A 12,725-nucleotide genomic window follows, 5' to 3' on the forward strand; every position below is an offset into this window, starting at 1 on the left:
AATGAACAATTTCTCGCCGCGTGAAATCGTCTCGGAACTCGACCGCTACATCGTCGGCCAGCACAAGGCCAAGCGGGCGGTCGCCATTGCCCTGCGCAACCGCTGGCGCCGCCAGCAGCTGGAAGGCCATCTGCGCGAGGAGGTCCTGCCGAAGAACATCCTGATGATCGGCCCGACCGGCGTCGGCAAGACCGAGATCTCCCGCCGCCTCGCCAAGCTGGCCGGCGCGCCGTTCCTCAAGGTCGAGGCCACCAAGTTCACCGAGGTCGGCTATGTCGGCCGCGACGTCGAGCAGATCGTGCGCGACCTCGTGGAGATCGGCATCGGCCTCGTCCGCGAGGCCAAGCGCAAGGATGTCGAGGCCAAGGCGCATCTCGCCGCCGAGGAGCGCGTGCTCGACGCGCTGGTCGGGCCCGGCGCCTCGCCCGGCACCCGCGAGAGCTTCCGCAAGAAGCTGCGCGATGGATTGCTCGACGACAAGGAAGTGGAGGTCGAGATCGCGTCCGGCGGCGGCCAGGGCATGCCGATGTTCGAGATTCCCGGCATGCCGGGCGCGCAGATGGGCGCCATCTCCATCGGCGACATGCTCGGCAAGGCGTTCGGCGGCCGCTCCAAGCCGCGCCGGGTCACGGTGAAGGAGGCGCATCCGCTGCTGCTCTCGGAAGAGGCGGACAAGCTGATCGACCAGGACGCCATCGTGCAGGAGGCGATCCGCTCGGTCGAGGAGAACGGCATCGTGTTCCTCGACGAGATCGACAAGATCGCCGGCTCGGAACGCCGCGGCGGCGCCGACGTCTCGCGCGAAGGCGTGCAGCGCGACCTGCTGCCGCTGATCGAGGGCACCACCGTCTCGACCAAGCACGGGCCGGTGAAGACCGACCACATCCTGTTCATCGCCTCCGGCGCCTTCCATGTGTCGAAGCCCTCGGACCTGCTGCCGGAGCTGCAGGGCCGGTTGCCGATCCGCGTCGAGCTGGAGCCGCTGTCGCGCGAGGACTTCACCCGCATCCTCACCGAGACCGAGGCGAGCCTCGTCAAGCAGTCGGTGGCGCTGATGGACACCGAGGGCGTCACCCTCGACATCACCGCCGATGCGGTGGAGGCGATCGCCGACGTCGCGGTGGAGGTGAATGCGACGGTGGAGAATATCGGCGCCCGCCGCCTGCAAACGGTGATCGAGCGGGTGCTGGACGAATTGTCCTTTTCCGCGCCGGACCGTTCCGGCGAGACGGTGATCATCGACGGCGCCTATGTGCGCGACCGTGTCGCCGATCTCGCCCGCAATGCCGATCTCAGCCGCTACATCCTGTGAGCGGATGTTTCACGTGAAAACGGCACCGGTCGCGCGCGAGCGGTCGGCATCTATCCCGGCCGGCTCAGGATCTTGAGCCGGCCGAGCAGCTCGGCGACCGCCTCCTGCGGCAGGGTGGCGACCTCGCGGGCCAGCAGATTGGCGAGTTCGGTGGCTTCCGGCGACAGGCCGGCCGTATCCACCACCACGCGTGGGTCGGAGATCTCGGCGAGCAGTTTCAGCGCCTCCGCCTCGTCCCAGATGACATTGAAATAGGCCATGATGCGCTGGAGCATCAGCCAGGTCGGCTGGCCGCGCTTGCCGTGCTCCAACGCCGAGAGATAGGCGGCGGACACGCCGATCTGCTCGGCCATCTGGCTGAGCGTCACCCCGCGCTCGGCGCGCATCTCGCGCATGCGCCGGCCAAAAGGTGTCATCGCCGCCCCTCCCGCACCCGGCGCAGGCGCACATAGAGCGCGCCCTCCCCGCCATGGCCGCGGCTGGCGGATTCGAAGCCGATGACGATGCCGCGCAGCTCCGGCGCCGCCAGCCATTGCGGCACCAGCCGGCGCAGCACACCGCGCCCGCCCTCGCCGGAGAGCACATGGGCGTCCCCGCCCGGACGGGCTCCCGACGGGGCGCCTTTGCCGGTGATCACCAGCACCACGGCATGGCCCTCGCCCTGGGCGCCGCGCAGAAAGGTGGCGAGGCGCTGATGCGCCGCCGCCTGCGTCAGGCCGTGCAGGTCGAGGCGGGCATCGACCTCCGCCCCGCGCGACAGGCGGCGGCGCAGCTTGGGCTCCAGCGGCGCCAGCGGCGGCGGTCCGGGCGGTTTCGCGGCGGGCACCGGCGAACGGGGAGGAACCGGCGCGGCGGTTTTCTCCTTCGTCGGGGTCTCCGCCATGATCTCGGCGAAGCTCGGCTCTGGCGCGGCCGCCCGCTTCGGCTCCGGGCGCAGCCGGCGCACCGATCGGGTGACATGCTCCCACAGCGCCCGCTCCTCCGCCTCCAGACCCCGGCGCCGCCGGGATGGGCGAGCGGGTTTGCCGTCGTCGGCGCTCATTGGATGGCGGTCCGCAGCGGCGGGCGCGGCGGCAGAGGCGCCGCATGCCGCGCGAAGGGATCGACCGCGCGCGGCACCAGCACGGTGAAGCGGCCGGGATGCTGGATGCGGCCGGCGGTGGAGCCGGCCTCGGCACCGGCGCCGAAGAAGATGTCCGCGCGGGCGGGGCCGACAATGGCCGAGCCGGTGTCCTGGGCAATGGTCAGCCTCTGGAACGGCTGCAGCGTGCCGTCGGCGGAAAGCGGCAGCTCGGCATCGATGAAGATCGGCGTACCGTAGACATGGATGCGCTTGTCGACGGCGATGGAACGCCCTGCCGCCAGCGGCAGGCCCTGCGCACCGACGGCGCCGTCCTTGTCCGACAGGTGGTCGGCGATGCGGAAGAACACATAGGAGCGGTTCTCGCGCATCAGCGCCCGGCCCTCGTCGGGGTGCTCGGCGATATAGGCGCGGATGGCGTCCATCGACATCTTCTCCCGCGGGATGATGCCCTTCTCCACCAGGATCCGGCCGACCGGCGTATAAGGCTGGCCATTATGGCCGTCATAGTTCAGGCGCAGCAAGCGCCCGTCCGGCAGCCGCACCCGTACCGAGCCCTGTATGTGGGCGAAGAAGGCGTCGGCGGGATCGCGGATCCAGGCGACCTCCAGCCCCTTGCCGTCCAGGGCTCCGTCCTCGATGGCACCACGGTCGTAATAGGGAACCATCGTGCCATTGTCGTCGCGGAACGCCTTGCCGCGATTGGCCGGCACACCGGCCTGCGGCGGGGCCTCCAAAACCAGGTCGGGCGGCCGCCGGTACAGCGGGGTGGCGTAGAGGTCGGTGCGGGTCAGCGAGCCGGCGACTTCCGGCTCGTAATAGCCGGTGAGGAAGCCGTGATCGGCCGCGAGCGGGGTGACGCGCAGCGGCCGGAACTGCGTCTCGAAAAACGCCCGCGCCCGCTTGACGCTCGGATGCGACGGCAGATGGGCGGCCTGCCGGCAGGTGGCCCTGAGCGCGGTGAAGACCGGCCTGGGCGGTTCGACAAGATCAGTCGTGCTGCGGATCTTCGCGCAGCTGCGGCGGAAGGCGGCAAGCGCCTCGCGCGGATCGTCCTGCCGCCATCCCGGCAGATCGGCGAAGCGCACCGGCTCGACCGCCGCCTGGTCGAACAGCGGCGCCGCCGGAGGCGGGGCGACCTTCGCCGACGCCGCCGGTGCAACGAGGATCAGTCCCGCCGCGAGGAAGGACCAGAAGGTGGGGGCGAGCGCATGCACCCGCTCAGCGTATCAGGAAGCCGCCTCGGTCGCGACGAGCTTCCAGTTCGGATCGCGGGCGCCGAGATCGTGCGAGAAGGTCCACACGTCGGTGACGTCCGCCACCTGCTCCGGGTCGCCGTCGACCACCTGGCCGCCGCGGTCGCGCGTCACCGAGATCAGCTGCGACAGGAAGCGCACGGTGATCTGCGCGGTGCGACCCTTCACCAGCGCCTCGGCGATATCGGCCTTCTCGATGCCGACGAAACGCGTCTCCATCTTCTCGCCGCGCGCTTCGCGCTCGGCGATGGCGGCGGCGAAGCCGTCGAACACGTCCTTGGCGAGCAGGTCCTTCAGCGTCGAGCGGTCACCCTCGGCATAGGCCACCACGATCATCTCATAGGCGGCGCGGGCGCCGGTGAGGAAGTGCTTAGCGTCGAAGCTGCGATCCTGCGCGGCGATGGCGTCGAGACCGTTGGCGACCGCCGAGCCGATCTCGGCGACGCCGGCCCAGCGCGGGGCCGCGCTCTCGCCGTCCTCGGCCGGCTCCACCGGCGCGGGCGCCGCCGCGGGCTCGCCGTTGCGGTCCGGGAAGTTGATGATCTTTTCGGCGCCGGATTCGGCACCCGCCGGCGCCTTGGCAGGGTCGCGGCGCGAATAGGGATCATAGGGCGGGCGCTCGCGTCCGGTGCGCTGGCCGAGCACGCTGCGCAGCCGGATGAAGATGAAGACGGCCAGCGCCAGGAATATGATCGTGTAAATGTCGAACACTTCGCATTTCGCCGTTGTTCGTCGCCGCCGGCCCGCGAGCCGGAAGCGATGGGTGTGTGACGCGGCCGCCCGGCCCGACCGGACCCGCCTCATGCAGCGACCGGGGGGACGTCCTCCTAGGCTATTTACGTCGTTCTGGCGATTTCGCCAGTCTCCTCGCGTCGCAAGCTGACCCAACGACACCGTAACATGCCGAGGTCCTTATCCGACAATTCGATGAAAGAGTAGAGCAAGGGGCCGCCCGCGGCAAAGGCGCTGCGCATCGAGCCCCCCGCCGGGCACGGGGGCGGCCGACGGCACACCGCCTTGTGACCGGCTGGCAACCGTGTTAGCCACTGCCGCCTTTCCAGCCCTGCGGTCAGCCAAGAGGCCGATGCCGCAGCAGATCACGCCGACGCGAGGCACCGCCGGACGGCGGAGCACGGAGACGACCATGGCCGAGAACGACGCCGCCACCCCCGCCATGCCGACGCTGCATGTGCTGACCCAGTACATCAAGGACCTGTCCTTCGAGAATCCCGGCGCACCCGAGTCGCTGGCGCCTCAAGGCCAGCCGCAGATCGGCATCCAGATCAACGTCAACGCCCGACCGGTCCGCGACGGCGAGTACGAGGTCGAGCTGAAGATCGACGTGAAGGCGGAGATCCAGAACAAGACGCTGTTCGCGCTCGAGCTGCTCTATGCCGGAATCTTCCGCGCCCAGAACGTGGCGCAGGAGACGGTGCATCCGTTCATCATGATCGAATGCCCGCGCATGCTGTTCCCCTTCGCCCGCCAGATCGTCGCCGACACGGTGCGCAATGGCGGCTTCCCGCCGCTGATGATCGATCCGGTCGACTTCGTGACGCTGTATCGCCAGCGCATGGCAAAGACCCCGCCGAGCAATGTGCTGGCCTCCTGAGACCAGCGCTGCCGGTCAGCCCTGGGGCGCGGCGGCGTATTCGCTCCACATCGGATGATCGCCGAGCGTGCGCACGAAGGCGGCATGCGCGGCGATCTCCGCCTCGGTCAGGCGCGGCTTCAGCGGCGCCGGCCGGACCAGGATCGCCGGCTCCAGTCGCTCGGCGTCCACATCCTTGCCGGTTTCCACCACGGTGAGACCGAGCGCCGCCTGCCGCCCGCCGGCGAGCTCGGCATAGACATCCGCCAGCAGCTCCGAATCCAGCAGCGCGCCATGCTTGGTGCGGCGCGAGCCGTCGATGCCGTAGCGCGCCATCAGGTCGTCAAGCCGGTTGGACGCGCCGGGATGGCGCCGGCGCGCCATGCTCAGCGTATCGACCACGCGGTCGAAGGTGAGGGCCGGCCGCCCGACCCGCGCCAGCTCCGCATTGATGAAGCCGATGTCGAACGAGGCGTTGTGGATCACCAGCGGCGAATCGCCGATGAAGGCGAGGAAATCGTCGACGACCTGCGCGAAGAGCGGCTTGTCGGACAGGAATTCCCGCGACAGCCCATGGACGTTGAACGCCTCGACCGGCATGTCGCGTTCGGGATTGATATAGACGTGGAAATTCTGTCCGGTCGGGATGCGGTGCAGGATCTCGACGCAGCCGATCTCCACCAGCCGGTCGCCACGCAGCGGGTCGAGGCCGGTGGTCTCGGTATCGAGAACGATCTCGCGCATGGCGTCACCCTTCCTTTTGCGGCGTAAGCCTCTTCACCAGTTCGGCGACCTGGGCGCGGGCGGCGTCGATGCCCTCGCCGGTACCGATGAGATGGTCGGCGCGGCGGCGCTTTTCCGAATCAGGCATCTGCCGCGCCAGAATCGCCGCGAACTTCGCTTCCGTCATGCCCTCGCGGGCCAGAACCCGTGCGCGCTGCACAGATTCCGGCGCCGAGACCACCACGATCGCGTCGACACGGTCCTGCGCCCCGGTCTCATAGAGGAGCGGGATGTCGAGCACCACCAATGCGGCGCCGCGACGGGCGGCGTCATCGAGAAAGGACTGCTCGCGGGCACGCACCAGCGGATGCACGATCGCCTCGAGGCGCTTCATCGCCGCCGCGTCGTGCAGGACGCGGGCTCCGAGCCGGGTGCGGTCGATTCGCCCGTCGACGGCGACTCCCGGAAACGCCTCCTCGACCGGCGCAACGCCCTCCTTGCCATAGATGTCGTGCACGGCGGCGTCGGCGTCGTGCACCGGCACGCCGAGCTCGCGGAACAGCCCGGCAGTGGTCGACTTGCCCATGCCGATAGAGCCGGTGAGGCCGAGCCGGAACGGCCGGGCTCCCGTCACATCAACCGACCCGGTCACACCAGCTGACCCTTGGCGCGCAGGTCCTCCACCACCAGTGCGCGCAGTGCCGGCGTCACCTGGGGCCTGACGCCGAACCAGCGTTCGAAGCCCGGCACCGCCTGATGCAGCAACATGCCGAGCCCGTCGACCGTGGCGAGCCCGCGCGCCTTCGCCGCCCGCAGCAGCGGCGTCTCCAGCGGGACATAGACCGCGTCGGTCACCACGGCGTCCGGCGACAGCGGCGACAGGTCGATGTCGAGCGGCGGCTGGCCCTTCATGCCGAGCGAGGTGGTGTTGACGAGCAGGCGCGCACCCGGAAGCGCCCCGGCGAGGTCACGCCAGTCGACCGGCAGCACCTTCTCGCCGAATTGTTCGCGCAGGGCCTCGGCGCGGGCGCGGGTACGGTTCGCCACCGTCACCCGGCCTATGCCCCGACCGAGAAGCCCGTGGACGATGGCCCGCGCCGCACCCCCGGCTCCCAGTACCACCGCTTCGTCGAGCGCCCGGTCCCATTCCGGCGCGGCGGCGTCGAGATTGGTGAGGAAGCCATGCACATCGGTATTGGCGCCGTGCAGCCGTCCATCCTCCAGCCACAGCGTGTTCACCGCGCCGAGCGCCTCGGCCACCGGATCGCGGACGGAAGCAGCGGCGAAGGCGGCCTCCTTGTGCGGCACGGTGACATTGGCGCCGACGAGACCGGTTGCCGCGAAGCCGGCGAGGAAGCCGGCAATGTCTTCCGGCGGGACGTCGCGCCGGTCGTAGCTGCCGTCGATGCCGAGTTCGGCCAGCCAATGGCCATGGATCAGCGGCGAGCGCGAATGGGCTACCGGATGGCCGATGATCGCGACCCGAAATGTCACAGGAGATCTCCCCGAGCGCGCAGAAAGGCGAGCAGCGGCAGCAAGGGCAAGCCGAGGATCACCGTGTGGTCGCCCTCGACGCGGTCGAACAGGTGGATGCCCAGCCCTTCGAGCTGATAGCCGCCGACGCTGGCGGATACCGCCGCCCCGGTTCCGGCGAGATAGGCGTTCAGCGCCGCCTCGCTGAGTTCGCGCATCGACAGGTGCGCGGTCTCGACCGTTCGGAACAGGATGTTCCCGTCGAGTGCCACGGTGACGCCGGAATGCAGCGCATGGGTACGGCCGGAAAGCCGGCGCAGCTGCGCCGCGGCGGCCTCGCGGTCGACCGGCTTGTGGAAGCGCTCCGCACCCAGTGCCAGCGTCTGATCGGCGCCGACGACGAGCCGGCCCGGATGCAGGGCGCTGCCGGCCAGCGCCTTGGCCTTGGCCAGTTCCAGCGCCACATCGGCCGGCGAGGCACCGCCGTCGACGAGACGGTCCTCGAGCCCGCGCTCGTCGATGGCGACGCCAACCGTCTCCACCGGCAGGCCCGCAGCCGCCAGCAATGAAAGGCGCGTGGTGCTCTGGGACGCGAGCACCAGCGCGTCCGCCCGTCGCCACAGCGAGTTGAGACCCTTCGCGTCGCTGCCCGGCATCAGCTGCCCGCCTCGGCCCGCCGGCGACGGTGCTCCTGCAACAGGCCGATGATCGCCGCGGCGGTCTCCTCGATGGAACGGCGGGTGACGTCGATCACCGGCCAGTCGTGTCGCGCGCACAGGCGCCGCGAGAAGGCGATCTCCTCGGCGACGGAATCACGGTCGATATAGCCGTCACTAGGCTGGGTGGCATTGAGCCCGAGCAGGCGGTTGCGACGGATTTCGACCACCCGCTCGGCACTCGCGACCAGGCCCACCACCAGCGGGCGCTTCAGCTCCGCGAGGCCCGGCGGCACCGGGATGCTCGGCACCAGCGGGATATTGGCGGTCTTGATGCCGCGATTGGCGAGATAGATGCTGGTCGGCGTCTTCGACGAGCGGGAAATGCCGAGCAGCACCACGTCGGCGGCTTCCAGCCCGTCGGTGTGCTGGCCGTCATCATGCATGACGGTGAAGTTCATCGCATCGATGCGGCGGAAATACTCGCCGTCGAGTTGGTGCTGGCCGCCGACGCGCGGGGTGGGGACGCCGCCGAGATAGGCCTGGAACAGCCGCACCACCGGCGCCAGAACCGACAGCACGGGTATGCCATTGTCGAGACAATAGGATTTCAGCCGGTTGCGCAGCTCCGGCTCGGTGAGGGTGTAGAGAACGATGCCGGGATATTCATCGATGCCGCTGATCACCTTGTCGAGCAGCTTGTGCGTGCGCACCAGCGGGTAGATGTGCTCGATCGGCTTCACGCCGCTATATTGCGCCGCGGCGGCGCGGGCGACGCTGATCAGCGTCTCGCCGGTGGAATCCGACACAAGGTGGAGGTGATAATAGTTCTCGGCCGGTCGCGCGGGTTCGGTCACGGAGCCATCCACAGGGCTGTGCATAGTCTGGGAACAAGCCATGCGGATAGGCGGCTGGCAAGAGGCCCTCTGGGGACGGAGGGCGATTCCATCCACATGGCCGGCCTGTGTGGGTGGTGAAGCCAGGCAGGCGGCGAACTGTGAGGATAAGCTGCGCCAATCCGCTCAAGTCCTTGAGAAGACGTATTTTATCGCAGCAGTGGGAATCGGGGAAAGTCCCGGCGCACTGGGGGCCGGTTGTCGGACGCGAGTAACCCGGCTAATGCCCAGCCACAAACAACTACGACTCTCATTTAAAGAGATTAATTAAGTATGAAGAGCCTGGTGGACGAGGTGCTTCCAAAGTCGATCATCCTGCAGGCTCTGGCCGGTCATGTGCCGGATCGCACGCCGGTCTGGATGATGCGCCAGGCCGGGCGCTACCTGCCGGAATATCGCGAGCTGCGCGCCAAGGCCGGCGACTTCCTCTCGCTCTGCTACAATCCCGACTACGCCACGGAAGTGACATTGCAGCCGATCCGCCGCTTCGGCTTCGATGCGGCGATCCTGTTCTCGGACATTCTTGTCGTGCCGCATGCGCTCGGCATGCAGCTCGCCTTCGAAGCCGGCGAGGGGCCGCGGCTCGATCCGGTAACGAATCTCAACGATCTGAAGCGCTTGCGCGAGACGCTCGATCCGGCGCGTACCTCCCCCGTGTTCGAGGCGGTGGCGAAGACCCGCGCCAGCCTGCCGCCGGAGACGGCGCTGCTCGGCTTCTGCGGTGCGCCCTGGACGGTGGCGACCTATATGATCGCCGGCCGCGGCACTCCCGACCAGGCGCCGGCCCGCCTCGCCTCCCTCACCGATCCGGCCTTCTTCGACGCGTTGATCGACCGCCTGGTCGAGGTCTCCGCCGCCTATCTGATCGGGCAGCTGGAAGCCGGTGCCGACGCGGTGCAGATCTTCGACAGCTGGTCCGGCGTGCTCGATCCCGAGAGTTTTGTCCGGTGTACGATCAGCCCGATTTCGCGTCTGGTCAGGCTGGTGAGAGCAGCCCGGCCCGATGCGCGCATCATCGGCTTCCCGAAGGGGGCGACGCTGTCCGGCTTGACCCGGCTGGTCGGCGAAACCGGGGTCGATGCCGTCGGGCTCGACTGGACGGCCGACCGCAAGGCGCTGCGCCTGGCGCTCGGCGGCAAGGTGGCGCTGCAGGGCAATCTCGATCCGCTGCAGCTGATCGCCGGCGGGGCGAGCCTGGACGCCGCCATCGACGCGCTGATGGAGGATTTCCGCGGCGCCGCCCATATCTTCAATCTCGGGCACGGCATCCGGCCGGAGACCCCGATCGCCCATGTCGAGCGGATGCTGAAGCGGGTGAGGGGCTTCTGATGCTCTACGAGTGGATCAAGGCGCTGCACATCCTCGCCGTCATCTCCTGGATGGCGGGCATGCTCTATCTGCCGCGCCTCATGGTCTATCACTGCGACGCGCCGGCCGGCTCGGTGCAGTCCGAGACCTTCAAGGTGATGGAGCGGCGGCTGCTCAAGGCCATCATCAACCCGGCCATGGGCGTCACCTGGCTGGCCGGGCTCTACCTCGCCTATGTCGGCGGCTGGTGGATGTTCGGCTGGTTCCACGCCAAGCTGGCGCTGGTGCTGGCCATGAGCGGCTTCCACGGCTTCCTGACGGCCCGGGTGCGCGATTTCGCGGAGGATCGCAATACCCGCTCCTCCCGCTTCTACCGCGTCGCCAACGAAGTGCCGACGCTGCTGATGATCGCAATTGTGATCCTCGTCGTGGTGAAACCCTTCTAATCGCCGTTCTGCAGGCTTGCGCGGAATCGCCGGCTTGCCTATGGTGCGCTCTCTTCCACGAAGCTGGCTGACGCACCGCTTTTACCGACATCTTCCCCGATGCCGGCCGGTGGGTCGGACAGGAAGCCGACATTTCCCGGCTCGGTCCGCAGACCAGCGCTTCCCTTACTCCCCGATCGTCCGGGCCGGCCCTTCGCCGTTCCCCCGACAACATCCAAACTCCGAGGCCCTTTCCCATGGGGGAAATGAAGCTCCAGGACCTCAAGTCCAAGACTCCGGCTGAACTTCTCGTGTTCGCCGAAGAGCTTGAGGTCGAGAACGCCAGCACACTGCGCAAGCAGGAGCTGATGTTCGCCATTCTGAAACAACTTGCCGCTCGCGAGACCGATATCATCGGTGAAGGAGTCGTCGAGATCCTTTCCGACGGTTTCGCCTTCCTGCGCTCGCCGGACGCGAACTATCTCCCCGGTCCCGACGACATCTATGTCTCGCCCTCGCAGATCCGCCGATTCGGCCTGCGCACCGGCGACACCGTCGAGGGACAGATTCGCTCGCCGAAAGAGGGCGAGCGCTATTTCGCGCTGCTCAAGGTCAACACGATCAATTTCGAAGACCCCGAGAAGATCCGGCACAAGATCAATTTCGACAATCTGACGCCGCTCTATCCCGACGAGCGCTTCAAGCTGGAGATCGAGGATCCGACCCGCAAGGATTTCTCGGCCCGAATCATCGACGTGGTCTCGCCGATCGGCAAGGGGCAGCGCGCCCTGATCGTGGCGCCGCCGCGCACCGGCAAGACGGTGCTGCTGCAGAACATCGCCCAGTCGATCACCACCAACCATCCCGAGTGCTACCTCATCGTGCTGCTCATCGACGAGCGGCCGGAGGAAGTCACCGACATGCAGCGCTCGGTGAAGGGCGAGGTGGTGTCCTCCACCTTCGACGAGCCGGCCGCCCGCCATGTGCAGGTCGCCGAAATGGTGATCGAGAAGGCCAAGCGGCTGGTCGAGCACAAGCGCGACGTCGTCATCCTGCTCGATTCGATCACCCGGCTCGGGCGCGCCTACAACACCGTGGTGCCGTCCTCCGGCAAGGTGCTGACCGGCGGCGTCGATGCCAACGCCCTGCAGCGCCCCAAGCGCTTCTTCGGCGCGGCGCGCAACATCGAGGAAGGCGGCTCGCTGACCATCATCGCCACCGCGCTGGTCGATACCGGCTCGCGCATGGACGAGGTGATCTTCGAGGAGTTCAAGGGCACCGGCAATTCGGAGGTCATCCTCGACCGCAAGGTCTCCGACAAGCGCGTGTTCCCGGCGATCGACATCACCCGCTCGGGCACCCGCAAGGAGGAGCTGCTGGTTCCCTCCGACGTGCTCAAGAAGATGTATGTGCTGCGGCGCATCCTCAACCCGATGGGCACGGTCGACGCCATCGAATTCCTGCTGGACAAGCTGCGCCAGACCAAGACCAATGGCGACTTCTTCGACTCGATGAATACCTGACCAGAACAGCTGACAGATGCGCATCTGACGGAGGCGGGCATGGTACCGGCGGCGCGGCGATCCCTGACGGTTTTCGCGAGCTGGATCCTGCCCGCCGCTCCGGCCCTTGCCGGCGTCGCCGAGCGGGAGCCGCCGGCGACGGTGTTGTGGCTGACGCTGTTCACCATCGCCGGGCTCAGCCTCGTCATGGCGTGCCGGCGCTGGTGGCTGCCGCTGATGCTGTGGGTGCCGGTGGCCTTCGCCGTCTCGGTGGTGATCGCCGAACTCGGCGACCCGGTAATCGGCGCGGCGGTGCGTGAGGAGCTGGGCTTCTCCTATGTGCTGCAGGCCGATATCTGGGCGGCGCTGGCGATCACGGTGCCGCTGTTCCTCGCCAGCACCCGCTTCGGCCGCCAGGACGGAAGCCGGCGGTCCTGAGCCGGCTGCCGACCCCCCGGGACGCAATCCAGGCGAGTCTCCGGCATTGATTCGCTACCGGAAT

15 protein-coding genes are annotated in these 12,725 nt (G+C 68.1%); 6 read left to right on the forward strand and 9 right to left on the reverse strand.

What is annotated here, in order from left to right:
- Position 1: 1 nt before the first annotated feature.
- Positions 2-1,312: an ATP-dependent protease ATPase subunit HslU gene (hslU, locus tag AC1RU4_RS08830; protein ID WP_492890685.1), complete on the forward strand. Its 1,311-nt coding sequence runs from the start codon at positions 2-4 to the stop codon at positions 1,310-1,312.
- Between the two features lie 50 nt (positions 1,313-1,362).
- On the opposite strand, the gene AC1RU4_RS08835 is transcribed toward hslU, so the two are convergent.
- From AC1RU4_RS08835 to AC1RU4_RS08850, 4 genes are read right to left on the reverse strand one after another with little or no spacing between them, the layout of a single operon-like run.
- Complete coding sequence (locus AC1RU4_RS08835; protein ID WP_492890686.1) at positions 1,363-1,728, reverse strand: helix-turn-helix domain-containing protein; 366 nt, start codon at positions 1,726-1,728, stop codon at positions 1,363-1,365.
- Positions 1,725-2,354 (reverse strand): Smr/MutS family protein, encoded by a 630-nt coding sequence (locus AC1RU4_RS08840; RefSeq protein ID WP_492890687.1) that lies wholly within the window; start codon positions 2,352-2,354, stop codon positions 1,725-1,727. Before AC1RU4_RS08840 ends, AC1RU4_RS08835 begins: the two co-directional genes overlap by 4 nt.
- Entirely contained in the window at positions 2,351-3,610 is a 1,260-nt protein-coding gene (mltA, locus tag AC1RU4_RS08845) for a murein transglycosylase A (RefSeq protein ID WP_492890688.1), read from the reverse strand. Before mltA ends, AC1RU4_RS08840 begins: the two co-directional genes overlap by 4 nt.
- A 12-nt stretch (positions 3,611-3,622) precedes the next feature.
- A complete protein-coding gene (locus AC1RU4_RS08850; RefSeq protein WP_492890689.1) occupies positions 3,623-4,360 on the reverse strand; it encodes a Tim44/TimA family putative adaptor protein in 738 nt (245 codons plus the stop codon).
- Between the two features lie 433 nt (positions 4,361-4,793).
- Between AC1RU4_RS08850 and secB the strand changes: the two genes are divergently transcribed.
- Positions 4,794-5,261 (forward strand): protein-export chaperone SecB, encoded by a 468-nt coding sequence (gene secB, locus AC1RU4_RS08855; protein ID WP_492890690.1) that lies wholly within the window; start codon positions 4,794-4,796, stop codon positions 5,259-5,261.
- 15 nt (positions 5,262-5,276) lie between these two features.
- Here secB and dnaQ read toward each other — a convergent pair whose 3' ends face one another.
- From dnaQ to AC1RU4_RS08880, 5 genes are read right to left on the reverse strand one after another with little or no spacing between them, the layout of a single operon-like run.
- The gene (dnaQ, locus tag AC1RU4_RS08860) at positions 5,277-5,984 is read right to left on the reverse strand and encodes a DNA polymerase III subunit epsilon (protein WP_492890691.1); all 708 of its coding nucleotides are present in this window, start codon (positions 5,982-5,984) and stop codon (positions 5,277-5,279) included.
- Positions 5,985-5,988: 4 nt separating this feature from the next.
- Positions 5,989-6,597, reverse strand: coding sequence for a dephospho-CoA kinase (coaE, locus tag AC1RU4_RS08865; RefSeq protein WP_492890774.1), 609 nt, complete (start codon positions 6,595-6,597; stop codon positions 5,989-5,991).
- Positions 6,598-6,611: 14 nt separating this feature from the next.
- Positions 6,612-7,457, reverse strand: a complete 846-nt coding sequence (locus AC1RU4_RS08870; protein ID WP_492890692.1) for a shikimate dehydrogenase — start codon at positions 7,455-7,457, stop codon at positions 6,612-6,614.
- On the reverse strand, positions 7,454-8,092 hold the full coding sequence (locus AC1RU4_RS08875) for a Maf family protein (protein WP_492890693.1): 639 nt from the start codon (positions 8,090-8,092) through the stop codon (positions 7,454-7,456). Before AC1RU4_RS08875 ends, AC1RU4_RS08870 begins: the two co-directional genes overlap by 4 nt.
- On the reverse strand, positions 8,092-8,973 hold the full coding sequence (locus AC1RU4_RS08880) for a pyruvate, water dikinase regulatory protein (RefSeq protein ID WP_492890694.1): 882 nt from the start codon (positions 8,971-8,973) through the stop codon (positions 8,092-8,094). The genes AC1RU4_RS08875 and AC1RU4_RS08880 overlap by 1 nt, the downstream gene beginning before the upstream one ends.
- A 288-nt stretch (positions 8,974-9,261) precedes the next feature.
- On the opposite strand from AC1RU4_RS08880, the gene hemE reads away from it, so the two are divergent.
- The 4 genes from hemE (at position 9,262) to AC1RU4_RS08900 (ending at position 12,661) form a co-directional block, all read left to right on the forward strand.
- Entirely contained in the window at positions 9,262-10,317 is a 1,056-nt protein-coding gene (hemE, locus tag AC1RU4_RS08885; RefSeq protein ID WP_492890695.1) for a uroporphyrinogen decarboxylase, read from the forward strand.
- A complete protein-coding gene (hemJ, locus tag AC1RU4_RS08890) occupies positions 10,317-10,742 on the forward strand; it encodes a protoporphyrinogen oxidase HemJ (protein ID WP_492890696.1) in 426 nt (141 codons plus the stop codon). The genes hemE and hemJ overlap by 1 nt, the downstream gene beginning before the upstream one ends.
- A gap of 236 nt (positions 10,743-10,978) precedes the next feature.
- Entirely contained in the window at positions 10,979-12,244 is a 1,266-nt protein-coding gene (rho, locus tag AC1RU4_RS08895; RefSeq protein WP_492890697.1) for a transcription termination factor Rho, read from the forward strand.
- A 39-nt stretch (positions 12,245-12,283) separates the two neighbouring features.
- Complete coding sequence (locus tag AC1RU4_RS08900; protein ID WP_492890698.1) at positions 12,284-12,661, forward strand: hypothetical protein; 378 nt, start codon at positions 12,284-12,286, stop codon at positions 12,659-12,661.
- The last annotated feature ends 64 nt before the right edge of the window (positions 12,662-12,725 follow it).

The organism is Ancylobacter sp. GW821-FHT10E12 (assembly GCF_058809335.1).

Excerpts from the sequence above, each read along its gene's own strand:
- hemE (WP_492890695.1), top strand. The coding sequence starts at position 9,262 with ATGAAGAGCCTGGTGGACGAGGTGCTTCCAAAGTCGATCATCCTGCAG.
- AC1RU4_RS08875 (WP_492890693.1), bottom strand. The coding sequence starts at position 8,092 with ATGCCGGGCAGCGACGCGAAGGGTCTCAACTCGCTGTGGCGACGGGCG.
- secB (WP_492890690.1), top strand. The coding sequence starts at position 4,794 with ATGGCCGAGAACGACGCCGCCACCCCCGCCATGCCGACGCTGCATGTG.
- hslU (WP_492890685.1), top strand. The coding sequence starts at position 2 with ATGAACAATTTCTCGCCGCGTGAAATCGTCTCGGAACTCGACCGCTAC.
- AC1RU4_RS08835 (WP_492890686.1), bottom strand. The coding sequence starts at position 1,728 with ATGACACCTTTTGGCCGGCGCATGCGCGAGATGCGCGCCGAGCGCGGG.
- AC1RU4_RS08880 (WP_492890694.1), bottom strand. The coding sequence starts at position 8,973 with ATGCACAGCCCTGTGGATGGCTCCGTGACCGAACCCGCGCGACCGGCC.
- rho (WP_492890697.1), top strand. The coding sequence starts at position 10,979 with ATGGGGGAAATGAAGCTCCAGGACCTCAAGTCCAAGACTCCGGCTGAA.
- AC1RU4_RS08900 (WP_492890698.1), top strand. The coding sequence starts at position 12,284 with ATGGTACCGGCGGCGCGGCGATCCCTGACGGTTTTCGCGAGCTGGATC.
- AC1RU4_RS08840 (WP_492890687.1), bottom strand. The coding sequence starts at position 2,354 with ATGAGCGCCGACGACGGCAAACCCGCTCGCCCATCCCGGCGGCGCCGG.
- dnaQ (WP_492890691.1), bottom strand. The coding sequence starts at position 5,984 with ATGCGCGAGATCGTTCTCGATACCGAGACCACCGGCCTCGACCCGCTG.
- hemJ (WP_492890696.1), top strand. The coding sequence starts at position 10,317 with ATGCTCTACGAGTGGATCAAGGCGCTGCACATCCTCGCCGTCATCTCC.